The 25,851-nt window shown below is 69.2% G+C and carries 27 protein-coding genes; 12 read left to right on the top strand and 15 right to left on the bottom strand.

Features of this window, described 5'->3' with window-relative positions; genetic code table 11:
• The first annotated feature begins 52 nt into the window (after positions 1–52).
• The 3 genes from ACQPZP_RS22525 to ACQPZP_RS22515 all read left to right on the top strand — a co-directional run bounded on the left by ACQPZP_RS22525 (position 53) and on the right by ACQPZP_RS22515 (position 3,201).
• Positions 53–637, top strand: coding sequence for a GNAT family N-acetyltransferase (locus ACQPZP_RS22525; RefSeq protein ID WP_433471713.1), 585 nt, complete (start codon positions 53–55; stop codon positions 635–637).
• Between the two features lie 390 nt (positions 638–1,027).
• Entirely contained in the window at positions 1,028–1,627 is a 600-nt protein-coding gene (locus ACQPZP_RS22520) for a TetR/AcrR family transcriptional regulator (protein ID WP_433471712.1), read from the top strand.
• A gap of 65 nt (positions 1,628–1,692) precedes the next feature.
• Complete coding sequence (locus ACQPZP_RS22515) at positions 1,693–3,201, top strand: MFS transporter (RefSeq protein WP_433471711.1); 1,509 nt, start codon at positions 1,693–1,695, stop codon at positions 3,199–3,201.
• Positions 3,202–3,216: 15 nt separating this feature from the next.
• On the opposite strand, the gene ACQPZP_RS22510 is transcribed toward ACQPZP_RS22515, so the two are convergent.
• Together ACQPZP_RS22510 and ACQPZP_RS22505 are read right to left on the bottom strand one after the other, a co-directional pair.
• On the bottom strand, positions 3,217–4,110 hold the full coding sequence (locus tag ACQPZP_RS22510; RefSeq protein ID WP_433471710.1) for an alpha/beta fold hydrolase: 894 nt from the start codon (positions 4,108–4,110) through the stop codon (positions 3,217–3,219).
• Between the two features lie 236 nt (positions 4,111–4,346).
• Positions 4,347–4,907, bottom strand: coding sequence for a TetR/AcrR family transcriptional regulator (locus ACQPZP_RS22505; RefSeq protein WP_433471709.1), 561 nt, complete (start codon positions 4,905–4,907; stop codon positions 4,347–4,349).
• 91 nt (positions 4,908–4,998) lie between these two features.
• On the opposite strand from ACQPZP_RS22505, the gene ACQPZP_RS22500 reads away from it, so the two are divergent.
• Complete coding sequence (locus ACQPZP_RS22500; protein WP_433471708.1) at positions 4,999–6,480, top strand: MDR family MFS transporter; 1,482 nt, start codon at positions 4,999–5,001, stop codon at positions 6,478–6,480.
• Positions 6,481–6,509: 29 nt separating this feature from the next.
• Here ACQPZP_RS22500 and ACQPZP_RS22495 read toward each other — a convergent pair whose 3' ends face one another.
• Together ACQPZP_RS22495 and ACQPZP_RS22490 are read right to left on the bottom strand one after the other, a co-directional pair.
• Positions 6,510–6,986, bottom strand: a complete 477-nt coding sequence (locus tag ACQPZP_RS22495; protein ID WP_433479657.1) for a DUF488 family protein, N3 subclade — start codon at positions 6,984–6,986, stop codon at positions 6,510–6,512.
• Between the two features lie 73 nt (positions 6,987–7,059).
• Positions 7,060–7,455 carry a RidA family protein gene (locus ACQPZP_RS22490; protein WP_433479656.1) on the bottom strand — a complete coding sequence of 132 codons (396 nt, stop codon included), beginning with the start codon at positions 7,453–7,455 and terminating at the stop codon, positions 7,060–7,062.
• A gap of 123 nt (positions 7,456–7,578) precedes the next feature.
• Between ACQPZP_RS22490 and ACQPZP_RS22485 the strand changes: the two genes are divergently transcribed.
• Positions 7,579–8,556, top strand: coding sequence for a helix-turn-helix transcriptional regulator (locus ACQPZP_RS22485; RefSeq protein WP_433471707.1), 978 nt, complete (start codon positions 7,579–7,581; stop codon positions 8,554–8,556).
• A 40-nt stretch (positions 8,557–8,596) separates the two neighbouring features.
• Here the strand turns inward: ACQPZP_RS22485 and ACQPZP_RS22480 are convergent, their stop codons facing one another.
• Both ACQPZP_RS22480 and ACQPZP_RS22475 read right to left on the bottom strand, forming a co-directional pair.
• Positions 8,597–9,082 carry a DUF1062 domain-containing protein gene (locus ACQPZP_RS22480; RefSeq protein WP_433471706.1) on the bottom strand — a complete coding sequence of 162 codons (486 nt, stop codon included), beginning with the start codon at positions 9,080–9,082 and terminating at the stop codon, positions 8,597–8,599.
• A 414-nt stretch (positions 9,083–9,496) separates the two neighbouring features.
• Entirely contained in the window at positions 9,497–10,483 is a 987-nt protein-coding gene (locus ACQPZP_RS22475; RefSeq protein ID WP_433471705.1) for a tyrosine-type recombinase/integrase, read from the bottom strand.
• Between the two features lie 789 nt (positions 10,484–11,272).
• Here ACQPZP_RS22475 and ACQPZP_RS22470 point away from each other — a divergent pair.
• The 4 genes from ACQPZP_RS22470 (at position 11,273) to ACQPZP_RS22455 (ending at position 14,449) form a co-directional block, all read left to right on the top strand.
• The gene (locus tag ACQPZP_RS22470) at positions 11,273–12,271 is read left to right on the top strand and encodes an RNA polymerase subunit sigma-70 (protein WP_433471704.1); all 999 of its coding nucleotides are present in this window, start codon (positions 11,273–11,275) and stop codon (positions 12,269–12,271) included.
• Positions 12,272–12,276: 5 nt separating this feature from the next.
• Entirely contained in the window at positions 12,277–13,008 is a 732-nt protein-coding gene (locus ACQPZP_RS22465; protein ID WP_433471703.1) for a DUF6069 family protein, read from the top strand.
• Positions 13,009–13,305: 297 nt separating this feature from the next.
• Positions 13,306–13,611, top strand: a complete 306-nt coding sequence (locus tag ACQPZP_RS22460; protein ID WP_433471702.1) for a hypothetical protein — start codon at positions 13,306–13,308, stop codon at positions 13,609–13,611.
• A 655-nt stretch (positions 13,612–14,266) separates the two neighbouring features.
• Complete coding sequence (locus tag ACQPZP_RS22455; protein WP_433471701.1) at positions 14,267–14,449, top strand: hypothetical protein; 183 nt, start codon at positions 14,267–14,269, stop codon at positions 14,447–14,449.
• Between the two features lie 12 nt (positions 14,450–14,461).
• Here ACQPZP_RS22455 and ACQPZP_RS22450 read toward each other — a convergent pair whose 3' ends face one another.
• From ACQPZP_RS22450 to ACQPZP_RS22430, 5 genes are all read right to left on the bottom strand, one after another.
• Positions 14,462–15,130 (bottom strand): DUF4158 domain-containing protein, encoded by a 669-nt coding sequence (locus tag ACQPZP_RS22450; protein ID WP_433479655.1) that lies wholly within the window; start codon positions 15,128–15,130, stop codon positions 14,462–14,464.
• 85 nt (positions 15,131–15,215) lie between these two features.
• Complete coding sequence (locus tag ACQPZP_RS22445; protein WP_433471700.1) at positions 15,216–15,662, bottom strand: DUF6262 family protein; 447 nt, start codon at positions 15,660–15,662, stop codon at positions 15,216–15,218.
• On the bottom strand, positions 15,652–17,928 hold the full coding sequence (locus ACQPZP_RS22440) for a tyrosine-type recombinase/integrase (RefSeq protein ID WP_433471699.1): 2,277 nt from the start codon (positions 17,926–17,928) through the stop codon (positions 15,652–15,654). Before ACQPZP_RS22440 ends, ACQPZP_RS22445 begins: the two co-directional genes overlap by 11 nt.
• Entirely contained in the window at positions 17,925–19,046 is a 1,122-nt protein-coding gene (locus tag ACQPZP_RS22435; protein ID WP_433471698.1) for a tyrosine-type recombinase/integrase, read from the bottom strand. Before ACQPZP_RS22435 ends, ACQPZP_RS22440 begins: the two co-directional genes overlap by 4 nt.
• A gap of 99 nt (positions 19,047–19,145) precedes the next feature.
• Positions 19,146–19,268 carry a hypothetical protein gene (locus ACQPZP_RS22430; protein WP_433471697.1) on the bottom strand — a complete coding sequence of 41 codons (123 nt, stop codon included), beginning with the start codon at positions 19,266–19,268 and terminating at the stop codon, positions 19,146–19,148.
• Between the two features lie 498 nt (positions 19,269–19,766).
• Between ACQPZP_RS22430 and ACQPZP_RS22425 the strand changes: the two genes are divergently transcribed.
• The gene (locus ACQPZP_RS22425) at positions 19,767–21,089 is read left to right on the top strand and encodes a hypothetical protein (protein WP_433471696.1); all 1,323 of its coding nucleotides are present in this window, start codon (positions 19,767–19,769) and stop codon (positions 21,087–21,089) included.
• A gap of 725 nt (positions 21,090–21,814) precedes the next feature.
• On the opposite strand, the gene ACQPZP_RS22420 is transcribed toward ACQPZP_RS22425, so the two are convergent.
• Entirely contained in the window at positions 21,815–22,987 is a 1,173-nt protein-coding gene (locus ACQPZP_RS22420; protein WP_433471695.1) for an epoxide hydrolase family protein, read from the bottom strand.
• Between the two features lie 551 nt (positions 22,988–23,538).
• Here ACQPZP_RS22420 and ACQPZP_RS22415 point away from each other — a divergent pair.
• Entirely contained in the window at positions 23,539–24,126 is a 588-nt protein-coding gene (locus ACQPZP_RS22415; RefSeq protein ID WP_433471694.1) for a CGNR zinc finger domain-containing protein, read from the top strand.
• 119 nt (positions 24,127–24,245) lie between these two features.
• On the opposite strand, the gene ACQPZP_RS22410 is transcribed toward ACQPZP_RS22415, so the two are convergent.
• The 3 genes from ACQPZP_RS22410 to ACQPZP_RS22400 form a co-directional block, all read right to left on the bottom strand.
• Positions 24,246–24,737, bottom strand: coding sequence for a Tn3 family transposase (locus ACQPZP_RS22410; protein WP_433471693.1), 492 nt, complete (start codon positions 24,735–24,737; stop codon positions 24,246–24,248).
• Positions 24,738–24,846: 109 nt separating this feature from the next.
• A complete protein-coding gene (locus ACQPZP_RS22405) occupies positions 24,847–25,113 on the bottom strand; it encodes a hypothetical protein (RefSeq protein ID WP_433471692.1) in 267 nt (88 codons plus the stop codon).
• Between the two features lie 284 nt (positions 25,114–25,397).
• A complete protein-coding gene (locus ACQPZP_RS22400) occupies positions 25,398–25,544 on the bottom strand; it encodes a hypothetical protein (protein ID WP_433479778.1) in 147 nt (48 codons plus the stop codon).
• Here ACQPZP_RS22400 and ACQPZP_RS22395 point away from each other — a divergent pair.
• Complete coding sequence (locus tag ACQPZP_RS22395) at positions 25,491–25,838, top strand: DUF6193 family natural product biosynthesis protein (RefSeq protein ID WP_433479654.1); 348 nt, start codon at positions 25,491–25,493, stop codon at positions 25,836–25,838. The two genes, ACQPZP_RS22400 and ACQPZP_RS22395, sit on opposite strands and share 54 nt — an antisense overlap.
• Positions 25,839–25,851 lie beyond the last annotated feature (13 nt).

Genomic DNA, 25,851 nt, shown 5'->3' with positions numbered 1-25,851 from the left:
CGGCGGCCCTGGGCAACCCGAACACGCCCGGTTATCGTGACCGCATGCCAGGTTGACGCTAGACACACCGTGGTTCTCCGCGGCCCCGCGCCCCGCCGCCTTCGTCCGCACCTCGATCCGGACGAAGACCAGCAGCAGGGAAAGGGTCATGGAGATCAGGAGAATTCACCGCGACGAGGGCGACGCGGTCGGCCGCCTGTGGGACCGCATGTGCCGCGAGATGGAGGACGGCGGCCCTCTCACCGAACGCGGCCGCGGCGACCTGTCGCGCATGCTCGCCGTCTCGGCGTTCCACCGCGACGCGTTCTGCCTCGTCGCCGTCGACGACACCGCCGACGACACCGCCGATGACACCGACGGGCCCCGCATCGCCGGGTTCGTGAACGGCCGCACCACCGCCGAGGACGGGCTGCTGCCCTGCCTGGCGGGCGAGATCGACTCGCTGTACGTCGTCCCCGAAGAACGCGGCCGGGGCATCAGCCGGGCACTGGCCGAAGCCGCCGTCCACTGGCTGCGCGACCACGGCGCCCGCACCGTCCACTACCTGTCGTGCGCCGACGCCCACGACGACCACCGGTTCTGGCAGTCCCTGGGGTTCGAACCCGACATGATCTGCCTGTCCCTCTACCGCGAGTAAGGCCCGCGAGCGGTCCCGCCCGGCCGGGCGGGACCCGCCACTCGAGAGCAGGAAGCCACCGGCCTCACCCGGAGCGCGGCGAAGGCGTACTCGTCGAGATCGAACGTGGTCAGGACCCTGGAGTGGGGCGCTGACACGCCGCCGCGGCCCATGCCACGGAAGGTGTCGGCCTCGTCTGTGCCGACACGGACGTGGTTCGGCGTCCCTGGAGGAGCGTGGGTCAGGGCGTTTTCCGGAGATGGTCGTGCAGCGTGCGCAGGCGCGGCCGAGAGTCGTCCCGGGCGGTAGGCCTCTGGGCCTGCAGCGGGTGCGCCATATAGAACGTTTGCGTTTCTCCCGACGACTCGGCTACCGTATAGAACGGTACGGTTTCGTTCTATAGGAGATGCCATGGCCGATGACACGTCGGGCCGTCCGGTCCGCCGCCCGCGGATGACGGCCGAGCGAGAGATCGAACTGCTGGTGGCCGCCCTCGACGAGCTGCGCGAGGTCGGCTACGAGGCACTGACCATGGACGCGGTGGCGGCCAGGGGGCGCTGCAGCAAGGCCACGCTGTACCGGCAGTGGCAGAGCAAGCCCCAGATGATCGCCGCCGCACTGTACGCCACCCGGCCGGTGGACGCGGGCGAGATCGATACCGGCACGCTCCGCGGCGACCTGCTGGCCCTGGGCGGCGAGCTGGCCGCACACGCGGAGAAGGACACCGCCCTGTTCGCCGCGCTCGCGCACGCATCGCTCACCGACCGCGCGCTGGCCTCGGCCGTGCGCACCACGCTGCTCGAACCCGAGACCGCTCACCTGGCCACGTTCATCGAGCGCGCGATCCGGCGCGGGGAACTGGCCGCCAGCCCGGACGCGATCGCGTTCGTGCCGCACCTGGTCTTCGTCGCCCTGGTGTCACGGCCCCTGTTCGAGGACGCCTATGCCGATCCCGAATACCTGACCCGGTTCATCGACCAGGTCGTCCTCCCCGTGCTGCAGCACGGCTGAGCCTTCCTACGCGCCCCTCGGATTTCAGCACCCTTCCGCTTTCAGTGCCCTTCCGGAGTTCTGTCATGTCCCGATCTTCCGCCGGCCAACGCGCCGGCACCGTCCCCGCATCTCCCACCCGAACCGAGCAGCCGCCCCGCCACCGCTGGTGGATCCTCGCCGTCATCGGCGTCGCCCAGCTCATGGTGGTCCTGGACGCGACCATCGTGAACATCGCCCTGCCGTCGGCACAGCACGACCTGGGGTTCTCCAACGCCGACCGGCAATGGATCGTCACCGCCTACTCGCTGGCCTTCGGCAGCCTGCTCCTGCTCGGCGGCCGCATCGCCGACCTGTTCGGTCGCAAGATCACCTTCCTGGTCGGGCTCGTCGGCTTCGCCGCCGCCTCCGCCCTCGGCGGCGCGGCCGGCAGCTTCACCGTCCTGGTCATCGCCCGTGCCGCGCAGGGCCTGTTCGGCGCGCTGCTCGCACCCTCGGCGCTGTCCCTGCTCACCACGACGTTCACCGACGCCAGGGAACGGGCCAGGGCGTTCGGCGTCTACGGCGCCATCGCCGGCGCCGGCGGCGCCATCGGCCTGCTGCTCGGCGGCGTGCTCACCGAACACCTGACCTGGCGCTGGACTCTCTACGTCAACCTCGCCTTCGCCGTCGCCGCCTTCGTCGGCGGCGCCCTGCTGCTGCGCCGCACCGCCCGCGACAAGACCGCCACGCTGGACCTTCCCGGCACCGTCCTGGTTTCCACCGGCCTGTTCGGCCTGGTCTACGGCTTCTCCAACGCCGAGTCCCACGGCTGGGGCGCGCCGGCCACCTGGGGGTGGCTCACCGCCGGCACCGTCCTGCTCGCCGCCTTCACCTGGTGGCAGACCCGGGCCTCCCACCCGCTGCTGCCGCTGCGCGTCCTGCTGGACCGCAACCGCGGAGCGTCCTTCGTCGCCGTGCTCATCAGCGGCGCCGGCATGTTCGGGGTCTTCCTGTTCCTGACCTACTACATGCAGCAAAGCCTGGGCTACACCCCGATCAGGACCGGGCTGGCCTTCCTGCCCATGGTCGCCGGCCTGATGGTCTCCTCCACCACGGCCACCGCCACGCTGATCCCCCGCCTGGGCCCCAAACCGGTCGTACCGCTCGGCATGGGCATCGCCGCCGCCGGCCTGGCCTGGATGACCGGCCTCGACCTCCAGAGCACCTACACCGCGCACATCATGCCCCCGCTCGTCGTCACCGGTCTCGGCATCGGCCTGGTGCTGGCACCGGCGATGAGCCTGGCCACCTCCGGTGTGGACGCACAGGACGCCGGTGTCGCCTCCGCCGCCGTCAACACCATGCAGCAGATCGGAGGCTCGATCGGCACAGCGCTGCTCAACACGCTCGCGGCCAGCGCCGCCACCGGCTACCTGGCGGGCAAGGACCCCCGGGACCCCGCCGTGATCGGCCAGGCCGCGCTGCAGAGCTACTCCACCGCCTACTGGTGGTCGGCCGGCTTCTTCATCGCGGGCCTCGTCATCAGCGCCGTGCTCTACCGCCGGGGCACGATCGCGGGCGACGACAGCACACCCTCCGCCGTCCACATGTGAGCCAGGTCGTCCTCCTCACCCTCCCGGGCCGGTGATGATCGCGGCTGCGACCTGGTCCGGGTGGGAGATGAGGGACAGGTGGCGGGCGCCGGGGATGATGGTCGGGGCCGGGGCACCGATCAGCTTCGCCGTGTCGTACGGCGATGAGCGAGAGAACACGTCGTCCTCGGCTCCGAAGATCACCTTCTTCGGCACGGCGACCCGTGTCAGGGCGGCCAGCCGGGCGGCGGGCAGCCCCACGATGCCTCGCATGCTCCACAGTGCGTGTTCGGCGCCGGTGACCTGCAACGGTCGCCGCCACCGGTCCACGCCCGCGGCGTCGAGACGGGGGCAGGCCGGACCGCACTGGGAGCCGTAGATCTTGCGGATCACCCAGTCCGAGCGGACGGCGAGCCGCAGCAGGGTCGTCCGGTACGGGTTGGGGAGCACGCGTTTCAGGGCATCGGCGCCCGCCCCGGCGCCGGTGTCCAGAGCGTCCCCGTCGAGGAACACCAGACCTCCGACGCGACCGGGAGCCCGCAGCGCGGCCGCGGCGACGACCGCCGCGCCCGTGGAATGTCCCACGAGCGTGGCGCGGTCCAGGTGCAGGGCGTCGAGGAAGCCGAGGAGCTGCGCCGCCTCGTGCTCGGCGTCGTACGGGCCGCGCCGCTGGCTGTACCCCCAGCCGGTCACGTCGAGGGCGTACACCCGGCGATGAGCGGCGAGCAGGCCCGCGACCCGCTCCCAGGTGTCGGCCGACTCGGCGGCTCCGTGCACCAGGACGACCGGCGGCCCGCCGCCGCCCCACTGCCGGTACCGCGTGCGGATCCCGTCGGCCGGCACGAACCGCAGGCCCGCGGGCTCGCCGGCGCGGCCGGCCGTCGCCGCGTTGTAGCCGAAACTGAAGAGAGTGGCCGTGACGATCAGCACCAGCAGGGTCGTGAGCAGCCGCAGTGCCCATTTCCGTCGCCGGGTCGGCCTAGGACCTTCGGAGCGACGGCGCGGCCATCGCATGCCTGTTCCGCTGCTCATGCTTCCCTCCGGCGACGGTGACGTCGCACCATCCTCGGAGGCGGCCTTCGCCGCCGTCGTCGTGTCACGGGAGGCTTCCCGCCTACGCCCCTCGGCGTAGGCAGAGGGGCCGTCTGGGAACTTCGCTCCTGCGGTCAACGCACCAGGGGAAGGAAGACGGTGTCGACGATCTCTTCCAGGACGTGGTCGGGCACCGGGGCGAACGTCACGAGGATCTCGTGGCGCAGCAGGTCGAAGGGAAGGGACTTGATGCGATCGCTGAGGTGCTCGGGTTCGATCTCGCCGCGGGCGGCGGCGCGGTCGAAGAGCACGTCGGCGGTCTTCTCGCGTGCCGTGGCGAAGAGGTCGCTCGGGCTGGTGCCGGTCTCCTGGTAATAGCCGGCCAGCTGCACGTTCATGAGGGTGATGAGCTGGACCCGGGTGGCGTTGATCTCCCGCATGAGGGTGAGGACGTCCTCGCGCAGGCTCCCGGTGTCGGGGGTGTCGATCCGGGACTGCTCCAGGACGTGGGCGATGACCGCCCGGACGAGTTCGTCGCGGTCGGACCAGCGGCGGTACAGCACCGGAGGGCTGGTGCCCGCGCGCTGGACGACGGCGTCCATGGTGAACCCGGCGTAGCCGTTGGCCGTGAGCTCGTCCCAGGCCGCATCGAGGAGCGCCTTCTCCAGTGCCGCCCCGCGGCGCCGCTCGGGCATCCGCACCCCCCTTAGATAGATTTGCCTATCTTATTCCGGCGCTCTACCCTGGCCGCCGTAAGATAGGACTCTATATCTTAGGTGGTCGTTCGTGAGCACTCCCCACCGGTCCGGATCCCCGCCCGCGGCGGACCCCGACCGGATAGACCCCGCGGTGTGGCGCATGGCGTTCACCATCATCGTGGGTGCGCTCGCCGTCGTCTTCGACACCACGATCGTCAGCGTCGCCCTCAACGACCTGGCGAAGGAACTCGACGCCCCGCTGTCCACGATCCAATGGGTGAGCACCGGCTACCTGCTGGCGGTGTTCGTCACCATCCCGCTCGCCGGATGGGCCCAGTCACGGCTCGGCGGCAAGCACCTGTGGATCACCTCGCTGGGCATGTTCCTGCTCGGCTCGATCCTGTGCGCGCTGGCGTGGGACACGACCAGCCTGATCGCCTTCCGTGTCGTCCAGGGCATCGGCGGCGGCATCATGATGCCGCTCATGCCCACGCTGGTCATGCAGGCCGCCAAGGGCCGCAACATCGGCAAGGTCATGGCCACCGTCACCCTGCCCACCGCGCTCGGCCCGATCCTCGGCCCGGTCCTGGGCGGCATCATCCTGAACCTGGCCGACTGGCGCTGGCTCTTCTTCGTCAACATCCCCTTCTGCGTCGTCGGCGGGTGGCTCGCCCGGCGCAACCTGCCCGACGACCGGCCCGCACCCGGCGGCCCCCGCGTCCGCCTGGACGTCATCGGCCTGCTCCTGCTCTCCCCCGGTGTCGCCGCGATCATCTACGGACTGTCCCGGGTCGAGGGCAGCGCGGGCTTCGCCGGTACCGAGGTCCTCGTCCCGCTGACGGGCGGCCTCGCCCTGGTCGGCGCCTTCACCGCCCGGGCACTGCCGCGAACCGAAGGCGTTCTGGTCAACCTGAGGCTCTTCCGCCACCGCGCGCTGGCCTCCGCCTCAGCCCTGGGCTTCCTTGCCGGCATCACCCTCTACGGGGCGATGATGCTGCTGCCGCTGTACTGGCAGCAGGTTCACGGCGAGGACGCGCTCGGCGCCGGACTGCTGCTCATCCCGCAGGGTGTCGGCGCGTTCCTCTCGCGCACCCGGGCCGGCAGGTACACCGACCGCATCGGCCCCCGCTGGGTCGCCTTCGCCGGATTCGCCGTCGTCGCCGCGGCCACCGTCCCGTTCGCCTTCGTCACCGCCGGCACCGGCAAGGTCCTGCTCATGGCCGCCCTGCTCGTCCGCGGCATCGGCATGGGCACCGCCATGATCTCGCTCACCAGCGCCGCCTACGTCGGCCTGGAGCACAAGGAGATCCCCGACGCCAGCATCATCACCCGCGTCGCCCAGCAGATCGGCGGGTCGGCGGGCATCGCCGTCCTCGCCGTCATCCTTCAGCACACCGCCGACGGCGCCCGCACCCCGGGCGCCCTGGCCGTCGCCTTCGGCGACGCCTTCTGGTGGTCGGTGGCCTTCAGCATCGTCGCGATCCCGCTGTGCCTGCTCCTGCCCGGCCGCCCCAACCCACAGGCCCCCGTCGGCAAGGCAGAAGCCGAAGCCGAAGCCGCCCAGGTCTAGGTCCTGCACGCGTCTGAGGGATTCACGCGTCACAACGGGCGCAGATGCTCGATCGCGACGTGGTGCCGCTCGGTCAGGCGCTGGGCGATCAACGAGCGGTGGCATGCCTCGGGGTCGCGCTCCACGCAGAGCAGCGCCGCGGTGCCACTGCTCGGCAGCGCCGACACGATCGGTGTGAGGTCGGCGCGGTCGAGGATCTCGGAGGTGTAGCGGCGGGAGTACTCGGCGGCGAGTTCGCGGCGCGAGCGCTTGCCGACCCCTTGGCGGTCGTCCTCGGCGTATTGGAGTCGGCGCAGCTCGGTGGTCGGGGCGAGCTCACGGTGATGCTCGTAGTCGATCCGGGCATGGGCGAGGGCCGCCTGCAGCCGGCGTGAGTTCGCCCAGGCGTACTCGGGTCCGCGGACACCGCGGCGCTGGCGTACGTCGAGCAGCACACGAACGTCCGCGCGCCGCAGCCGTTGCAGGAAGGACTCGGCGCCGAAGCCGTAGACGCCGATCGTCACCATCCTGAGCACCGCAAATCACCTGCCTGCTGCTCGTGCCGCCTCCGGCGGCCCTGCCGGAGGCGGCGAGGTCGCATCACGCGACGGCGGTCCCCTCAAGCTCGACCATCAGGTCGGGGATCGCCAGCCGTGTCACCCCGAGCATCGTGGTGGACGGTGCCACCCCGGCACCGCCCAACCGCGACGCCAGCACGCCGTAGTGCTCGAAGAGCCGGTCGACGTCGGTGGTGTAGACGTTCAGCCGGACGAGGTTCGCGATGGACATACCGGCCTCGCCGAGCACGGCCTCCAGGTTGTCGAGGCTCAGCGCCAACTGCGCCGCCATGTCACCGGCATGCCGGGGCTTGCCGTCGCCGCTCATCGCGGTCTGCCCGGAGCAGTACAGGGTCCGGGTGGTCCCGGAGACGATCTCGCCCTGGTTGTAGCCCATCTCCACCGACCACGCCCACGGGTTGACCGCCGTTCGCTCCATTGCCACATCAGCTCCATTCGATTCGTCGACATCACGTACGCCGACCGGCCCCTTCCGGTCGCGCTGATGAGCCTCCCAACAAATCACGACATCCTGTGTCGTGTATTTCGGTAGAGTTCTCGTATGCGCGCAGACCGGTTGGTCTCGCTGGTGCTGCTGCTGCGGCAGCACGGCCGGCTGTCCGCGGCCGCGTTGGCCCGCGAGCTGGAGGTGTCCACCCGCACCGTGCTGCGCGACATCGAGGCGCTGTCCGCGGCCGGTGTCCCGGTCTACGCCGAACGCGGCCGGCACGGCGGATTCGCGTTGCTGCCCGGTTTCCGGACCGAGCTCACCGGCCTGAACCACGACGAGGCGCTCGCCCTGCTGGTCGCCGGATCTCGGCGCGGCGCGCAGGCGTTCGGCCTCGGCTCGGCCCTCGCCTCGGCGATGCTCAAGGTGGTCGACGCGCTGCCCGAGAGCTATCGGGACACCGCGGCCGGCGCGGCCGAGCGATTGCTCATCGACCCGGAGACCGACCTCCTCTCACGCCGGGTGGTCGATGAGGAGGTGCCCGACGCCGTGGTGGCCGAGGTCCGGCGCGCGGTGTTCGCCGGACACAGGCTGCGCATCCACTACGCGGCCGTGAACCAGACCCCGAAGTGGCGCACGGTGGACCCGATCGGCCTGGTCACCGTGCGCGACCAGGGCTACTTGCTGGCCACGAGGTCCGGCGCGGACCGCACCTACCGGCTGTCGCGGGTCTTGGCCGCCGAGGAACTCGCCGAACCCGCACAGCGACCGGACCGGGTCGATCTCGACCGGGCGTGGCAGGAACGCAGCACGCGGTTCCGGACCGGCGGCGACCAGGTCACCGTGCTGGTACGGGTGGACCCGGCGCGGCGGGAGGTCCTGGTGGGCACCGCGCTGGCCGTCCTCGCCGAGGAAACCGACGCGGACGGCCGGCTGCGGCTGGAGGTGACCTTCCAGGATCCGAGACACGCCGAATGGGCGCTGTGGCAGCTCGCCACGAGCGCGGAAGCCCTGGCCCCGCAGTGGTTGCGGGCCGCCCTCCGCGACCGCGCCGCCGCGATCGCCGCCTTCTACGGATCTCAACCCGGGTGAAGCCGGGCGGGCCCGGTGGCCCGCCGCGGCTACCTCCCCGCTAGATTCCGGCCATCACGGTGAAGGTGAATCCGGCGTTCGTCGGACGGCGCAGCGGAATTTCGCACTTGATCCGGCGCAGTACCTCGTTCCTGCTGAGGCCTGTCCCGTGCGCGATGAGCCGTTCCGGGCGCACCGGTACCGGATCGTCGAAGACGACCTCCACCTCGACCGGCCACGCCTCGTCGAGCCGTGCCGACGGGGTGTCCAGCCGCCAGGCGCCCGTCCAGTCCAGGGTGAAGCGGTTGCGCCGGGCGAGCAGCGGATCCAACAGGCTGGACGCCACCAGGTCAGGGTCGTTGACGCGGTAGCCGTGGAGCTCGGCCGGATCGAAGGATCTGACCGGCGCCCGCTCGTGCACGGTGAGCTTGCTCGTCCGATCGCAGGATACGCAGCGGACCAGCAGCCATACGTCCAGCAGCTTGCCGTTGGCGTTGACGCGGAACCTGCCCTCGCCGGTGGTGGCCGACTTCGAACGGCAGTCCACGCACCGCAACGACAGCAGAGGCAGCCTGGTCCGACGAACGACCCAGGGCAGCACGGTATGAGGTTGTGAAGACATGATCTCTCAAGACCTGACACGAGGCCGATTACGCGCGACCTCAAACGCCGTATGACCGGGCGCACAAGGGCAGCCCGGCAGAACCGACGTGAGCGTCGGCTACAGGTGAGCGGAAGAAGATGTCAGGTCTAAAGAGCAGGCGGGGTCACGCGGTCTTGTCCTTTGTCCTCACTGCGATGGGCCGCAGACAACCTACGGGAACGCGAAAGGAAGGCTCAAGGGATTTCCGACCGAGACTTCGCCGGTGCTACCGGGACTTTTCTGCGGCGGAAGCGCTGGTGTCGTCGAGGCCCGGCCGGTAGCCGTACCTGCGGCCGGCACCTCTTCAAGTCGCGGCGATCAAGTGCCCGCCGTCATATCCGGTGCCGGGTGCTGCGGCACCGGGGTGACCGACGCCGCCAGTTCGTAGGCGGGTGAGCGGTCCAGAGACTCTCGCGCACGGTCGTAGCGGCGGGTGGTGCGAGGGTCGGCGTGCCCGGCGAAGTCCTGGACGACGTGCAAGGGTCTGCCGTCGGTGAGCGCGATGGTGATCGCCGAGTGGCGGAAGGAGTGCGGGGAGATCTTGAAGGCGATGCCGGCCGCATGGGCGACCCGGTTGACCAGCTTCCACGCGTACGGCTGGCCGAGGGCGCGGCCGGTGCGGGTGACGAACAGCAGCCCGTCCTCGGGATGCCCGCGCTCGGCCAGGTAGGCGTGGATCGCCGCCAGCGCCGCCGGCGGCACCACGAACCTTTTGGTGGTGCCGCCCTTGACGGTCAGGTCGATGACCTGGTGACCGCGGTCTTGGTCCAGGTCCTGGACGCGCGCGGCGAGCACCGATCCGATCCGGCCCGCGGTGGCGAACATCAGCCACAGCAGCGCATGGGTACGCGCCGTCTCGTGCCGGGCCGCATGCGCCAGCAGCGCCGACATCTGCTCGCGGGACATCCCGCGTGTGGTCGAGGTGGAGGTGTCCAACCGCGGCCGCTCGGCCCCATCGAACGGGTTGACCGCCACGCACTGCTCACGGACCAGGTAGGTGTACCACGAAGAGACCGCCGCCACCCTCCGGCCGACGGTGGCTCGCGCCAGGCCCGAGGCCTTCAGCTCGGCCATGTACACGTCCGCGGCCGTCGTCGAGGGACCGCCGGCATCCACTCCGGTCGCCAGGCACCAGGCGACCCACCAGCCGACGTCGCGGATGTAGGCGGCGCGGGTGTGGTCGGACTCCCGCCGCCCCGACACCAGCCACACCGCCGTGGCCCGCAACCCGCCCTCGGGCATCCGCGCCGCACGCAGCAGACTCGCCAACTCCTGCGGCGTGCGAACCGGCGGCTTACCGCGCACCGCGACCTTCTCGCGGACGTCAACCCGGGTGCAGGCCGCCGAGTCCCCATCCGGTCCCGCTGCACTTGCCGCCCCCAGCGCGGATACCCCATGGTCCATCGAGTGGGTCACCCGCTGATTATGACCGCCAGCGCGCCGCAACAGACCAACCACCCGCGGGTCTTGCCGGACACCAGAGTCCCCCTCAGCTGGTGTACTACCTGACGCGCCCGATTGACCTGCGAACCGCTTTCCGGGCTCACGGCGAGCCTGGGGACGAAGATCGGGCACACGCCGCAGCGAACCGAGGGCGCGGGCGACTTCCCCGTCAAGTTCATCCGTTCAGCGTCAACGGGGAAGTGAGCAACCGCCTGGCACCGGCTCGTCCTGAAATGGCGCGCCTCCGGTTGATCGTTCGGGGAGGTCATGCGATGCCCCGCGTGCGCGGGCCTAGCGTGTCCGCCGATCCGGTATGCAACAGTGCCGGGGTTCGAATCCCTTCGGGCGCCTATCTCCCCAGGTGAGCCGGTCTCCCCAGGTGAGCCGGGTCCGGCTCCAAGATCAAGCCCACCCTTTCGGTGGACCTCGTGCCGTGCCCGTGCGTCCATGCCCGCCGCGTCGTCGTGGCCAGGCGACCCCGGCGCCCGCCACGCGGTCGCGCACCCGCGCCCTCCTCGCCGTGCCGCACGTCATGCTCTGCCGCCGGATCCGCCACTGGATCAGCCGTGCCAACCGGCCCCCAGTGATGAGTTGTCGCGCCCGCACCCGTCACAACTATGACGGGACACGACGAGGCGGAAGGATGACGTGATGAGTGCGGACACGCGGCTGGGGGAACTGGGCGTGAACGGTCTGGGCGAGGTCGACGAGCCGGCGTTCTCTGGGCTGGCGGAGCGACACCGGCGGGAGCTGCACGTGCACTGCTACCGGATGCTCGGGTCGTTCGAGGACGCCGAGGACACCGTGCAGGAGACCTTCCTGCGTGCCTGGCGGCGGCGGGAGACCTTCGCGGGTCGGTCGACGTTCCGGGCCTGGCTGTACCGGATCGCCACCAACGCCTGCCTGGACCTGCTCGCCAAGCGCCGCCCGGAGCCCGCGACCGGCGGCGAGGTGCCGTGGCTGCAGCCCTACCCGGACCGGCTCCTCGACGAGCTGCCTGCGGGCGACGCGGACGAGCCGGAGGCCGTCGCGGTCGCGCGGGAGACGATCGAGCTGGCGTACCTGGTCGCGGTCCAGCACCTCGCGCCGCGTCCGCGGGCCGTGCTGATCCTGCGGGACGTGCTCGGCTGGCCGGCGAAGGACGTCGCGGAGCTCCTCGGGGACTCCGTCAACTCCGTGAACAGCGCGCTGCAGCGGGCCCGCGCCGGCATGCGGGAGCACCTGCCCGCCGAGCGGCAGGACTGGGCCGGCGGCGAACAGGACGCCGGGACGCGCGAGGTGGTGCGCCGCTTCACCGACGCCAGTGTCGCCACGGACATCGACCGGCTCACCGCACTGCTGCGGGACGACGTCCGATGCTCGATGCCGCCCACGCCGGGTCTGTACGTCGGCCGCGACGTGGTGGTGAACGACTGGGTCGAGGACGGCTTCGAGAGCATGAAGGGCCTGCGCGCCGTCCAAACCTCCGTGAACCGGCAGCCCGCCGTCGCCTTCTACCTCTGGCGGGAGCAGGAGGGCGCGTACCTGCCGCTGACGATCGACGTCCTGCGCGTCACCGGCGGCGCGATCACCGAGATCATCACCTTCCACGACGACCGGTTCCCGCGGCTCGGGCTGCCGGAGCACCTGCCGGCGGACGGCACGGAGTAGTCCCGGTGCGGACGCTCGCGCTGCGCGGTGGCGCGCGTGTCGCGGTGGTCGCGGCCGAGTGGTGCGACGCGTTCGGCGTCGTCACCCGCGGACGGGTGCAGTTGGAGCTGCGCGACGGCGAGCCGGGGCCGGTCCTCGGACGCGACGCCGGGTTCTGGCTTCGCGGCACCGGCGTCCGCGCCCTGCGGAACCCCGGCCGTCGCACGGCGAGGGTGCGCATCGTCACCCCCAAGGCCAGGACCGTCATTTGCCAGTCAACACACGCCTACGCCGGTCATCGAATGATGGAGGATGACATGAACAGCATGAATGACACCGGGGTCGTCGCAGGCCCGGCATCGGGCCACCGACTCCGCGGGCTCGCCGGCACCGGCTTGGTTGCCGCGCTCGCAGCGATGGTGGCCACGCCCCTTGCCGCCGCGCTCGCCCGGGCCGTCGGCGTCGACTTCGAGGTCCCCGATGGTGGCGAGTCGATCCCGTTGCCCGGGTTCGCCGTGGTGACCGGCTTCTTCTCGGTCGTGGGCATCGTCATCGCCGTCGCTCTTCTTCGCTGGAGCGCTCGCCCCGCCGCCCGATTCGTGTGGACGGCAGTGTCGCTGACCGCGATCTCGTTGATCCCGCCTCTCCTCTCCGGGGCGAACACCGCCACCATCACCGCCCTCCTCGGGCTGCACCTCGTCCCCGCGACGGTGATGATCCCCACCCTGGCGCGGAGCCTCCGCGCTCGGACCGATTGACGATTCCGCATCGGAACAACGCACGGCGTAGGGCGTGCACGACTGCACGAGCGTGGCCCCTGGTGCTGCCACCCTCCATTCCAGATTCCTTTCTTGGCCAATTCGGCGTGTGCGGAGAGGCACAGGGCACGGAGCGCTCTTCTTTACCCCTTCCGTGGTCCGAAGGTCCAGCCGGCCCAGAGCATCACCGGGGCATGCCGGTCCCGGGTCGACGGGACACCGCGCACGCCGCCAGGCAGGACATGGCGGCCTTCGACATAAGCGCCGTGCGGTGCGGAACGCTGGTGTGCGATTTCTGTGCCGGTCCCCGATCCGTCCACCTACTACGAGACGGAGAAGTTCACGCTCCGGCTCCCCCGCGGGGCCTGGCTGTCGGGCGGCCGCTTCTACGCGTGCGGCCGGTGCCGGGAACCGGCGCGGCGGACAGGGATGGTCGTGCTCGACCTGTGTCCCCTGCCGCCGACGGACGACGATCCCCATGATCTTGAGATCCTGGACACGGCCGCCTGGCGCGGCGACGAGCCAGGGAAGCAGCAGGATTGCTCGCAGCGGTTGCAGCGCCACCGCGGCAAGCCGCGGATGAGACCGGTGAACCACCCGTGACGGTTCCCGAACTTGGCGGCTCCGCCCCTTGAACTGGCTGCAACCGCTCGAACGACCGCCCCCGACGTCCGATGGCCATTCCCCGGACGACGCACCGGCCAGCTATCAACCCCGGCACGCTGCGCGAACAACTCCGGGTGCCGTTAACGAACGTGTCACCAGCCGCAAACGAGGGTGCTAGAGCAGGAGTGGTTGCTCAGGGCGCGGTCAGTGGGTTACCGGTCGCTAGTGATCGTCGCGCTCCAGCCACTGCACCGCGGCGAGGAATTGTTCCGGGGTGAGCCCGGTCGCGTTCTGCAGGTCTGCGGCCGAGACGGCGGTTTTCTCCCGAACGTGGCCTCAAGGCCAAAGTGGAGGGCTCTGTGCAGGTCATGGCGTGTACACGCCGCCAAACGGGCGCCGCTGGCGCAACAGCTGCACTGCGCGCACTGCGGCCGGATCCTGTCTGGCCGCAGTGCCGACGCCCGCTACTGCACGCCTGATCGCGTCGGCGCACGTCGCGCGGCCGCTGCGCCGGGAGTCCGGCTGGGCCGGCAGGGGTGCCGTTGTCCCCGAGGGCTGACGCTTAGTTCCCCCTCGGTGGCGGATCGTCGGCAATTACGGACGGTCTTAATCGCAAAGCCAAACCAGATCCACCACATCTAAGGAGACGCACATGTCCGACACCAGCGGATCCCAGTCCGAGTCCGGCGCCTGGTCGGACGTCGAGGCGGTGCAGAAGGAGAGCGCGCAGCGCCTGGAGCACAACCTCAACAACGGCGTGTCCGGTCAGCAGGCTCTGGAGAACTCCAGGCCCGGCGTCGACGGGACCTTCGACCCCAACAAGACTCAGGGCTGACCTGACCCTGAATCAATAATCTGGACCCCGGCACACGTTTGTGTTCGGGTGCCCCTGAATCAATAGTCTGGACCCCGGCACACGTTGTGTTCGGGGTCCAGTTTTCGGGGGATCCGGCTTACTGAGCTGGCGAGGTCCGGTGCCCGCCGATCCTGGCGACGCCCCCGAGGACCTGCACTCTTCCTGGCCACCAGCCCGCACCCCCTGGCCGCGCACCAGCACCCAATCTGGCCACACACCTGCGCGGTGTGGTCGGCTTATTCCCGGCCCCGTGATCGGCGGCAGCCGGCCGGGGACCTCCTCGGCGACGTGCAGCGCCGACCGCACCATCCGAGTGACCCGGTCCGGCGTGGGTGGCTCGATCCGCTCCTCACGGCAGTGCCGCAGCAACTCCTCCCGGACCCGGTCCGGGTGAGGTTCCGCGTGCGCCACCTCGGCCGCCAGCCACTGCGTCAGCTTCTCGGCGTCGACCACCCCGCACACCCGAAACCCCAGGTGGTCGCGGATCTGGGCGCGGTGGTACTCGATCGTCCGGCCGGTCCAGTCATACAGCCCCAGCTCCGAGGCCGGCACTTTGACCTGCCGGGCGACGTAGCCGACCACCTCGTCGGCGAACTCCGCCCGCCCACGCGGAAACCGGCCATGCCGCGTGTAGAACCGCAGCATCAACGCGAAGCTTATCTTTAGCTCGAATTTCGATCATTGCTGTGACCTGCTGTGATACGAGCTGGATGGTGTCGTTGACGAGGCGATGGGGGTTGCTCGGTCAGCAGGGACCGACGAGTTTTGAGGTGCGGCCCTTCGGCGTGTCACGGTCGCCGGTTCGGCCGGTCACCTCGGCAGCCCTTCGTTCGCCGAGCGCCCGGGCGAGAGCGTCGCGGAGCTGCCGGTTGTCGGCTTCGAGCTGGCTGATCCGAGCGGTGGCCGCCTCCAGGCGGCGCAGCAACGAGACGTCGGAGGCCCGTTGCCGCTGGGGTGTCGCTGTCGAGGGCGAGGGCGCGTTTCGCTCTCGGAGCCGTTCGATCTCGGTGCGCAGATCGTCCTGGGCATAGAGCCAGGACCGGGAGACGCCAGCCTCCTGAGCGACTGCGTCGAAGGTGATCCGCTGGCCGGTGGCGTCCATGCGCCGCAGCGCGGCGACGGCGCGTTCACGGGTCTGCTCGGCTCGCCGCCGGGCGGCCGCGACGACGTGATGGGTGTTGTCAGCCCGCATCGGCATCCTCGCCTTGCTCGTCGGGTTCGATCTCGCCGATCATCCGGTCCAGGTTGGTCAGGACCTGCTGGTTCATCTCCGCGACTCGGGTCTGCCCCTTGCCGGCCGAAACCTCGATCAGGGTGAGCGTGCGGTGCCGCTGCTCACGCAGTTCGGGCAGGAACTCCGGCCCGGTGATGAAGACCGGGCAGGTCAGGCACGCGTTCGCGTGCGGGCAGCTCTTCTGAACGGGCAGACCGCAGTAGCCGTTGGGGAGGGTCTGGGTGGCCATCCCGTAGCGGGTCTTGGCCCACTGGGCCTGGGCGAGGGGGCCGTCCGGGTCGAGGGCGACGCGCTCGCCCTTGATGTTGACCTTGGTGGCCGCCTCCCAACGCCGCCGGACGGTCTTATCGGTGATCTTGGCGTAGTGGGCGGTCATCTGCGTTGACTCGTGGTCGAGGAGGACGCGGATGACCTCTTGCGGGACGTCCCGGTTGATCAGGCGGGTCGCGAAGGTGTGCCTCCATTGGTGCGGCGTGAGGTGAACGGGGCGGCCGTGCTCGTCGCGGACCTCGCAGGTCGCAAGCCAGCGGTGCATCCACTGCCGGTAGGTGTCGGGCGAAAGCGGTCGCCGTCCATCGGCGTTCATCCTGGCTCTGGGGAACAGGTTGGGGTTGCCCTCGGGCCAACGGTCGAGGACGCGCCGCTGCTGAGCGCGGATCTCGGCCTCAAGTTCCTCATCTATGGGAACGGCGGCGTCGCGTTCCATCTTGGTGTTGTAGTAGCGCAGGTAAGGGGCGCCTTGGCCGTCGTGGAGCAAGCAGTCGAAGGCCAGGCTGGCGGCCGAGGAGACACGAAGCCCGCCACGAATGAGGATCATGGTGATCAAGCGGCCTTCGGGGTAGTGCCAGCGGTCCAGGTTCGTCGATGTCTCGATCTGGGCCATCACGTGCTCGGCGAGGTAGCGGGTGGTGGCGCCGCTTCGCCGGCGGGGGAAGTCTCCGGTGAAGAACACCGCCGTGGTCGGCAGAGTGTCGTCCCATCCGTGCTGGCGGATGGCCTGGAAGAACAGGTGGAGGCCGCCGACGCGGCCTTCGTTGGCGCTGACTCCGCCGGGCTGGTCGGTCAGCCAGGCCAGATACCGCTCCAGCAACGAACGATCGATGCCGGCCAGGGCGTCGACGTCCGTGGCGGCCGCGGCGAGGAACTCGCTGAACTTGGTGAGTGCATGCACGTCTCCGACGACCGTCGCGACGTAAAGTCCTGACGTCAGCCGCAGCCGAACCCAGCGCTTGCCGAGCTCTTTGAGCCAGGGCTGAGCGATCCGGTCGAACCGCAGGCTGGAGCGCATTCGAGGGCGGCTGGAGCTGCGTTTCAAGCCCGGCAGCTTGCTCAGCCGCCAGACGTCACGCGGAAACTCCGTCTCCCATCCTGATCCGTCGCGCAAGGTCTCGACGACATCGCGGGCCAAGACGATGAACGTCTCGTTCCTGCTCCGGAAGTTCTCCCATCCCGGCCTCCGCTGGCGCGCCCGTGCCATCTGGCGCCACTCCTCAGCCTCGCGGTCGAGCAGCGAGGTGACCCCGGACTCGCGGGCTCGCCGGATGGCCCAGTTCGCGACGCCCCAGGGCAGGGAAGATTCCTTCGCATCGCAGCGGCACTGCACTGCGTACTGGAGTTCGAGCTTGACCTGCGGTCCGAGACCGCGGAAGTCGATGAAGGCCTTGCCGAAGCGTTCGCAGTCGGTGACGAACTCCGCTATTTCACCGAAGCCGTCCTGGCGCCATCGGGTGTGGTGGGCCTTGCAGAACTCGTGGCCGCCTTCCGTCCAGAGATCGCAGAACGACAGTCGGCACTCGACCTGGTTGGCGGGATCGGCGACCGCCGCGGCCGTCGCGGCCCAGACCACCGGATCCGGGCGCCCCGCCCGTTGCCAGCGGTCGCGGTGCTTGGCGCAGAGCCCCTGCCCGCTGGCTCCGTAGTGGCAGTCGGTCACGGTGCAGCTGGTGAGCCTGCTTCGGCCGCGCAGGGGTGGGCCGGGATCGGCGATGAAGTCCTCCTTGTCGGGGTAACCTCGCCTTCTCCAACGCTGACCATGGCCGCGGCAGAGTGCGTACTCGGCGCAGGGCCGATCACATCCGGCGACGTGGCAAGCCACCCAGCCGAGCACCGGGTCGTCCTGATCAGGGGTGAGGACGTCGACTCGGAACTCGGGCCGAACAGCGCCCATCAGCTTCTCCAGCAACCCGCTCGCGGTCGCCTTCGTGGCGATTGACGCGCTGGTCACAGCCGCACCTCCCGTCCGGTGAACCAACCGGCGGCCTCCAGGGTGCGCCGTGCATCCTCGACGTCGAGGTGGCCATAGGTGTCGATCGTCGTGGTAATCGAGGCGTGCCCGAGGCACTCCTTGACCGTTTCCATCCCGGCGCCTCGGCGGAGCAGCCAGGTCGCGTAGGTGTGGCGCCACTGGTGGGGTTCGAAGTCGATCCCGGTCCGTTCCCGCAGCCTTAGGACCAGGTCATAGACGGCCGGGTAGGTCCAGGGGCGGCCGAGCGGTTCGGCCCAGAGGTTGACGAAGACGTAGTCGGAGTCCAGAGCGCCGTACTCGGTGTTCAGGTAGTCCGCATAGAGCCTCATCAGCTCCGCGCTGGCCGGGATGGTCCGCGAGATGCCGGCTTTGGCGCGGGCGTGATTGTCGTTGGGCCGCGGGCAGACGATGACGCTCTTCTCGGCGATGCCCATGTCCTCGTGCCGCAAGCCGAGCGCCTCACCGATCCTGACCCCGCAATCCAGCAGCAGCGCGAAGAGCAGCCGATCACGTAGGTGATCGCAGGCGTCCAGGATCGTCTGGGCCTCGGTCGCGGTGAGGACCTTCGGCCTGGGCTTGGAGGTCTTCAGCTTGATCGTGCGTCGCCGCTGCGGGCCACTCTTGGTGACGTGGTGCAGGAACGGCTTGTAGGACGTCGCCGACCCGCCGCCGCGGCGTCCTGCCGGCTGCATGGTGATGAGCAAGCCGGCCAACTCCACCCCATGGCGGGAGTGGAACTCGCAGAACGACGTCAAGGCCGCGAGCTTGCGGTTCACGCTCGCTTCCGAGCAGTGGTGTTCGACGGTCGGCAGGACGGCGACCTTTCCGTCCCGGGCCTGCGGCGGCAACCGCAGCCACGCGACGAACCCGGCCACATCCTCGATCGTGACGATCTGCCAGTCGAGCTCACGGCCAGCCAGAAACGTGAACCAGTCCTTCAGATCATGGGCGTAGGCCTTGAGCGTGTTCGGCGACTTCTCGATCGCGGCCAGATACGCCAGGAACCGCTCCACCGGCTCCACCGGGACGTGGTCATCTCCCAGCAGAGTCCACGACTCCGCCTCCGATCCCGGCATGAGCACCCGCTGTACCCGCATCGCACCCCCGCTTCTCCGTGACGGACAGCAGGAGATAACCGCATCCACCACGATGATCGGGGAGCTCTCACTCAGGTTGTCTACGTCACGGACACGGGCTCAACGGCTCCAGATAACGAACGCCAGCTTGGTGGGCGCCCGCCGGTTCGACAACAACGCCAGCTCGTCTCCGACCAGCGTCCAGTTCCCGACCAGCTCGTCTTCATCCAGCGTCCGCGCCACGGCATCCGGCTCTCTCGCAAGCCACGGCCGCCCTCCCGCCGACCGCCGCAAACCCTACGAATCCGGATCAATACTGGCCGCGCAAGATCCAGGCCGTCACCCGAACCGCGAAAGATCCTTATGCGCCCGGCTGACCTGGGCTGACTCAAACCCTTGTACCTGGTTGCACGAGTCTTACCGACACCCCCGGTTCCCGAACCTGTCGCGGCTCCGCCCCTTGAACTGGCTGCAACCGCTCGAACGACCGCCCCCGACGCCCGATGGCCATTCCCCGGACGACGCGCCGGCCTGCTATCAACCCCGGCACCCTGCGCGAACAACTCCGCCAACTCGTACTCCACCCAGCCCCTGCACTCGTCCGCAACCGAGCCCGGTCTGAGCAGTTAGTGAATGATAAGAGTCATTCTCATGTACTACTAGTGATCTTGACAGTTAAGTTGAACGATACTCGAAACATGTTTCGTGTTTTGCGTAACACACTCTGCTAGAGTCTCGATCATGATCGACAGTCCGGACCCTGCTCAAGCCGATCTCTCCACCGCGTCGGAAGCCTCGCCCGGCACGCTCGAACGTCCTGGCCCGACGACCGAGGAGGGCGAGAAGGGTGCGGATACGGGGACGGCTCCTGTCCCCTCCCCTGCGACGGACGCGCGCGGCGCCGTCCCGTCTGACCCGGGCGACCCGAATGACGACTCCGCACAGCCTGTTGCGGGCGAGCCAGGAAGCGGCGAGGTGGACGACGCGGCTCCGCACGGACGCTGCCAGGTCTGCAGAGAGCCGCTGCCCGAGCCGCGGCGGCGCCGCGACGGCAAGTACAAGGGAGGCCGCCGGCGGCTGTACTGCCCACCGCCCCGGGACTGCAAGGAACGCGCCCAGGCGCAACGGGAGACCCGGCTGGCCGAAGCGATCAGCGACCCGCTCCGGCTGGTGGCCGCGGTAGCTGACGAGACGGTGCCCGCCATGGCCGACCTGCAGGCGCTCCTGCAGCAGACGATCGACGCGCTCACCGCGATCAAGGAGGCCAGCAGCGCCGAGGTCGCCGCGGCCAAGGCCGACGCGGCAGAGGCCCGCGACCAGGCGGCCGACGCGCAGCGCAGCGCCGAACGGGCCAAGGAGCGCGCCGCTCGCGCCGACACCGCCTGCCAGCAGGAACGAATAGCCCGACGTGACGCCGAGGAGGCGTCGCGACAGGCGCAGGCTGAGACCGCTCGGGTCAAGCAGCAGGCGGCTGACACCGTCACGGCCCATCAGCAGGCGCGCACCCAGGCCGAACGTGCGGCCACGCTAGCCAAGCAGGCCGAGGAGGCGGTGGCCGAGCAACTCCGCGACGCCCTGTCCCGGCTGGAGGCCGAGACCTCCGCCCGCCAACAGGCACAGGAGCAGTTGGCGCAGAGCCGCGCCGATCTGGCCGTGGCGCAGATCGTGGCGCGCACCGCCGAAGAGGCGGCGCGAGCCGGCACGACCAGAGCCGACGAGGCCGACGGGCGCGCCATCGCCGCCGAACGCGCCGCCGCTGCCGCCACCGCGCTGGCGGACAAGGCCGAGAAGACCGCCACGACGCTCCAGCAGCAACTCGAGGACGTTCGACGCGAGGCCGAGGAAGCCCGCCTCGCCGAGCGCACGCTGACGGCCACGCTGCAGTCGGTCGAACGCGACCGCGACACCGCCCGCGCCGACGCCGCTCGTCAACGCGAACGCGCCGCCCAAGCCGAAGCCCAAGCCCGTCAAGCCGGCGAGCAACTGGCGGCCCGCGACCAGCCTCCGCCGCATGACCACATCACCCCACCCAACGCCTCTGGCACGGCTCCACATCCCACCTGATTCGGGGGACGGCCTGAACACGGCAGAAAAGGGGCCACGGGGTCGACCGATCGTTCGTGAACTGCGCGACCTTGATGACGGTGAAGACGAGTAACCGAGCCGGGCGCTGGCTGCGGTGTTGGTCGGTTACCTGGTGGCAATGGCCGGCCGGCCGCGGGGACGCGGGTGGAGGAAACCCGGTGCGCCTGCGGACGGCCAGTCCGGCGGCGGCGTCGGCCAGGGCGGCGCTCTGTCGGTGCGGGTGGTGCAGCGTGAGTGGTGCAGCGTGAGTGGTGCAGCGTGAGTGGTGCAGCGTGAGTGGTGCAGCGTGAGTGGTGCAGAGAGGCGGGATCGAGTGGCCTTGGCCGCGGGGACGGATGGTCTGGCCGGTGTTGATGGCCTTGCGGGCGGCTGCGCCGGAGACGAGGTTGGCCCTCACGCCCGGGTCGTTCGACGCCCGCCACCACTGGTCGGGTTCTTCTTGATCGATCTGGTCGCAGAGCTGGTCCGCGCTGGACGCGTTTGAGGTGGTGGATCGCTGACGACCGGCGTCCCGGAAGTTTCTTCAAAGAAATCCGGCAGGCGGTGTCGGATCGCGGTGGTGGTGCTCCGAGCGACGAAACCAGCCCCGGCAACCGTGATCCGGGTCCGCCGTGACGCGGGCGGCACCGGCCGCTTTGTCCGGCCGCGGCGACCTGGCCCCGACCTCGGCGGCGCGAACTCCGAGTCCCGGCACCCAGCCGCGTTCACCGATCAGCGGCCAGCACAGCCGCGAGGCCTTCTTGTAGGTCCTTGACGAAAAACTCGGGAACCTCCAGCGCCGGGAAGTGTCCCCCGATTTCGGGGGACCTCCATCGGACGATCTGTCGGTACCGCTCCTGTGCCCAGGGGCGCGGACACTTCTCGACGTCGCGGGGATACATGGTGAGTGCTGACGGGACGTCGACCCGGAGTTCGGGGTCCAGCGAGTTGTGGCTTTCGTAGTAAATGCGGGCCGCCGATGCGCCGGTCCGCGTCAGCCAATACAGGGTGACGTCGTCAAGAACGCGGTCTCTGGAGATCGTCTCGAACGGGCTGTCTTCGGTGTCTGTCCATTCGGCGAACTTGTCAAGGATCCAGGCAAGAAGCCCGACCGGTGAGTCGACGAGCGAGTAGCCGATGGTCTGCGGTCGGGTCGCCTGCTGCTTCGCGTACGCCCCGTGGTGGCGCCAGAAATGGCGGGTTTCCTGTGTCCACTTGCGCTCGACCGCCGTCAGCCCGTCCGTTGTCAACCCGGGCGGTCCCTCCGCGAACGTTGTGTGGATGCCGAGAACGTGCTCCGGGAACCTGCCGCCGAGAACCGTGGTGATATTACCTCCCCAGTCGCCGCCGTGGGCTGCGAACCTGCTGTAGCCGAGCCTTCTCATCAGTTCCACCCATGCGGCCGCGATCTTTTCGGTTCCCCACCCGGTGGTGGCCGGCTTGTCGCTGTAACCAAAGCCTGGCAGTGACGGGACCACGACGTGGAACGCCGGCGCGTCTGCATCTTTCGGATCTGCCAGCTCGTCTACTACATCGATGAACCGAACAATGCTGTCTGGCCAGCCGTGGGTCAAGATCAGAGGAGTGGCATCTGCGCGTGCGGACCGACGGTGCAGGAAGTGGATTCCCAGATCATCAATGGTCGTGCGGAACTGGCCGATCCGGTTGAGTTGCTCTTCGAACGACCGCCAGTTGTACCCGGTGCGCCAGTAGTTCACGACGTCGACGAGGTCCGCGAGAGGAACGCCCTGGTCCCATCGGCGCGGGTCGGGCGCGGCGCGATAGACCGTCTCGGCCTCCGGTAGCCGCGCCGCGGCCAATCGCGCGCGCAGATCGTCGAGGTCAGCGTCAGTTGAGTGGGCTTCAAACGCCTGCACGTCGCTGGTTGGACGGGGCATGAGACCTCCTGGCCATTGCGGAACCGGCTAAGGCGGTTCTAACATGTCTTCATGCCAGCGTGCAACCAGCTGCCCTGGTCTTTCATGAAGGTCGCTGGGGCGGGGCGTTTGCGTCGTTACCCGTGACCAGGCTCGCTGGGTTCACCGGCGGGCATGGCGGGGTGTCGGCCGACGCTGCCGGGCTACCGGGTCTCTGGGGTGCCTCGTGGGTGGACAGGGTCTGGTCAGGCGGGTTGCGATGTTGGCGGAGATCGTGACGATCGCGGCTTGCCCAAGGGCCAGGTTTCAGACAGGCGCATCCGTCGCCCGCGCGCGCCGAGAGTGAGTCGGATGAGGCGTGCAAGAATCGGTAGCGGATGGCCTTCGGTTCGCACGCGGCCAGGACCCACGCGCGAGCAGTCGGGTCCAGGTGACCAAGTCGGCGGCGATCCGGGTAAGTGTCAACCAAGGGGTGTTGATCGCGAACTCCCGCGACGGGAACCGGCCCAGCGCCGAGTCTTTGGCGGGCCGGATGCGGTCCTCGAATGGACGATTGAGGCTAAGGTGGTTCCATGCGTGCTGGATTCCCTGACTTTCGCCTCGGTACCGTGCTGGCGACCAGCTTCACGGGGACTTTGACGGAGCGTCATGGCAACGCTGTGGAGCGCATTCCCACACCGCAGCGACTCGTCGACTGGCTGGCAGTGTATGGCCTGGCCGTGGACTCCTGCACCACCGCCCAACTCGAACTCGCTTGGGAACTGAGGGAATCAATTCACGCCGCCGCGACGGCGGCTGCCATCCAAGGCGCTCTCCCTACGTCTGCCATCCAAATCATCAATGATCGAAGCATTCAGGGTCGGGCCGCGGCCATCCTGACGCCCGAGAAAAATCGTCAATGGCGACTTAGCTCGGCTTCCTGCATAGAAGATGCCCTAAGCGTAATCGCCGCCGATGCGATCAGCATCATCGCAGGCGAACGAGACGGAAAATTGGCCTTGTGTGCATCACCAACCTGCCAAGCCGCGTTCTTCGACACCAGTCAGAGTCGCACCCGAAAATGGTGTGACATGAACACGTGCGGGAATCGTCAGAAGAAGGCGCGATTCAATGCCAACCAGCGCAAGAACGGGACTGCCGCACGGAAGGGTGTCATCTGATCTGGCTTGTCCGAGAGGGCGAGCCTGGAAGAAGGGACCGATGCGCGAGCAGGTGTCAGTCTGATCTGATCGTGCATCAGTCCGGTGAGACCTAAATGGCGCGGGGATTGGGCAGAGGATCAAGCGTCACGGGTTGCCGGTCGCGCCGATCGCCAGGCGTGCTCCAGGGTCCAGTGGACCTCGTCGTATGGGCGTACGTGGGTCCAGAACTGCGGACTGAGGCCGCGCCGGTCGGCCCACTCGGGTTCGGCAGGAACGTCTTGGAGTATGAGGGTGTTGACGTTCCAGGGCTCCACCATGTTCAGGCCCTCTTCGATCTCGCGTTGCAGGTCGCGTTCGCGCAGGTAGGGGGCGGCGAACCAGGTGCGCTGAGCGCGGCCGATCTCCAGCATGGCCTGGTAGGCGGGGTGGGACGGGGAGCGGGTGAAGCATGCCAGGATCGCTTCGGTGGAGGCGGCGCGGGTGCGGATCGCGGTGGTGTACTTGATGACCTGGCCGTAGTCGTGGGCGAGGACGTCCCACTTGATGGGCTGGGTCAGCACCGTCTCCAGGTTGGGGTAGGTGCCGGGGCCGCCGGCGGCGGGCCGGTAGACGTGGACCTTAGAGAACAACCCTGGTCGCCACCCGCGCACCGTACGAGCGGCATCATCGGGCCCGCGACCCGTCACCGGCCAATACCAAAACGGAATCTTGTTCGTGCGCTGGCTACGGCGACCCCGTCTACCCCTGCTCAGGCGGGTCCGGCGGCGGCAAGCTGCGCTCAGATCGTTCGGACCGGACCTCACGGTCGGGTCGCAGCTCCAACAGCAGGCGAAGGACGGCCAGAGCGGCGTGCTGACGACGCTCGGAACCGAAGATCGCGACCATTGTGATGGTGGCGATGAGCGAGACCAGCACGGCAGCCGCCGCGACGATGAGCGTCGCAGCAACTGGTCCGACGGTCAGATAGGCGCCCACGGTGGCCGCCAGGGCCAGCGTGGTATTCACGGCACGCGGAAGTCTTCCCACAAAACAGGGCCTCCCTGGCTACTGAACTCCAGAGAGGCTCATTTTCTAAAAGGGTCACCCGCCGAACCTGCACCAAACCATCTTCCTCAAGATTTCTGTCCGCCCGCCCGTCCCCGCCTGGATCACCACGGGGGACGGCCTACCGGCCCTTGGAGCACCGAAGGCCTGCACCCTGCCTATCCGACCGCGGTTCCCAGGACGTCCTGGGACGCTCTCCCCCGACATTCCTGGTCGCCGGGCTCCAGAGAGCGCAGAGGTCACGGTCAACACAGCCGCCGAGGGAGTTGGGGGCAGAGGGCGCGGCCCAGGTCCGGGGCGTGGTTCTCGGCCAGGGGCCGGACGGCGGCCGTGCGGGTCTGCCAGGCGTCCTCTTCGACGCTCGCGTCGACGTCGTCGAGCACCGCCTCCACCGAGGCTCCGCCGCGCAGCTTCCCCAGCGAGACCGCCCACCTCGCCTACGTCCCGCTGCTGGAGGTCGGCCGCCCCAAGCGCACGATCTCCCTCACTCGCCGACTCCTTTCGGCACACCGAGTTTCGTCTCGGTGGACTCGCCTCGTGGAGACGGCGAGTACACCATCAGGAAATGGTGGGGCGGCCCGGCCCTGGCCCAGGTCAGCACCCCCGCTCAAGCAATCGCCATCGCCGTGGACCGCATCCCGAGCCGACTCCTGCAGCAGTCCCCCAATGTCGCTCCTGAGGACTGAGATCGCATGGATA

Source organism: Spirillospora sp. CA-142024 (assembly GCF_050942325.1).
GTDB lineage: Bacteria > Actinomycetota > Actinomycetes > Streptosporangiales > Streptosporangiaceae > Spirillospora.
The sequence above is the reverse complement of the archived record's forward strand: the minus strand, read 5'-3'. Positions and strand labels throughout refer to the sequence as shown.

Coding starts and splice junctions, on each gene's coding strand:
- ACQPZP_RS22415 (WP_433471694.1), top strand. CDS start 23,539: ATGCGTGCTGGATTCCCTGACTTTCGCCTCGGTACCGTGCTGGCGACC.
- ACQPZP_RS22505 (WP_433471709.1), bottom strand. CDS start 4,907: ATGCCCGAGCGGCGCCGCGGGGCGGCACTGGAGAAGGCGCTCCTCGAT.
- ACQPZP_RS22425 (WP_433471696.1), top strand. CDS start 19,767: ATGATCGACAGTCCGGACCCTGCTCAAGCCGATCTCTCCACCGCGTCG.
- ACQPZP_RS22485 (WP_433471707.1), top strand. CDS start 7,579: ATGCGCGCAGACCGGTTGGTCTCGCTGGTGCTGCTGCTGCGGCAGCAC.
- ACQPZP_RS22495 (WP_433479657.1), bottom strand. CDS start 6,986: ATGGTGACGATCGGCGTCTACGGCTTCGGCGCCGAGTCCTTCCTGCAA.
- ACQPZP_RS22515 (WP_433471711.1), top strand. CDS start 1,693: ATGTCCCGATCTTCCGCCGGCCAACGCGCCGGCACCGTCCCCGCATCT.
- ACQPZP_RS22455 (WP_433471701.1), top strand. CDS start 14,267: ATGTCCGACACCAGCGGATCCCAGTCCGAGTCCGGCGCCTGGTCGGAC.
- ACQPZP_RS22435 (WP_433471698.1), bottom strand. CDS start 19,046: ATGCGGGTACAGCGGGTGCTCATGCCGGGATCGGAGGCGGAGTCGTGG.
- ACQPZP_RS22490 (WP_433479656.1), bottom strand. CDS start 7,455: ATGGAGCGAACGGCGGTCAACCCGTGGGCGTGGTCGGTGGAGATGGGC.
- ACQPZP_RS22520 (WP_433471712.1), top strand. CDS start 1,028: ATGGCCGATGACACGTCGGGCCGTCCGGTCCGCCGCCCGCGGATGACG.
- ACQPZP_RS22445 (WP_433471700.1), bottom strand. CDS start 15,662: ATGCGGGCTGACAACACCCATCACGTCGTCGCGGCCGCCCGGCGGCGA.
- ACQPZP_RS22470 (WP_433471704.1), top strand. CDS start 11,273: ATGAGTGCGGACACGCGGCTGGGGGAACTGGGCGTGAACGGTCTGGGC.
- ACQPZP_RS22420 (WP_433471695.1), bottom strand. CDS start 22,987: ATGCCCCGTCCAACCAGCGACGTGCAGGCGTTTGAAGCCCACTCAACT.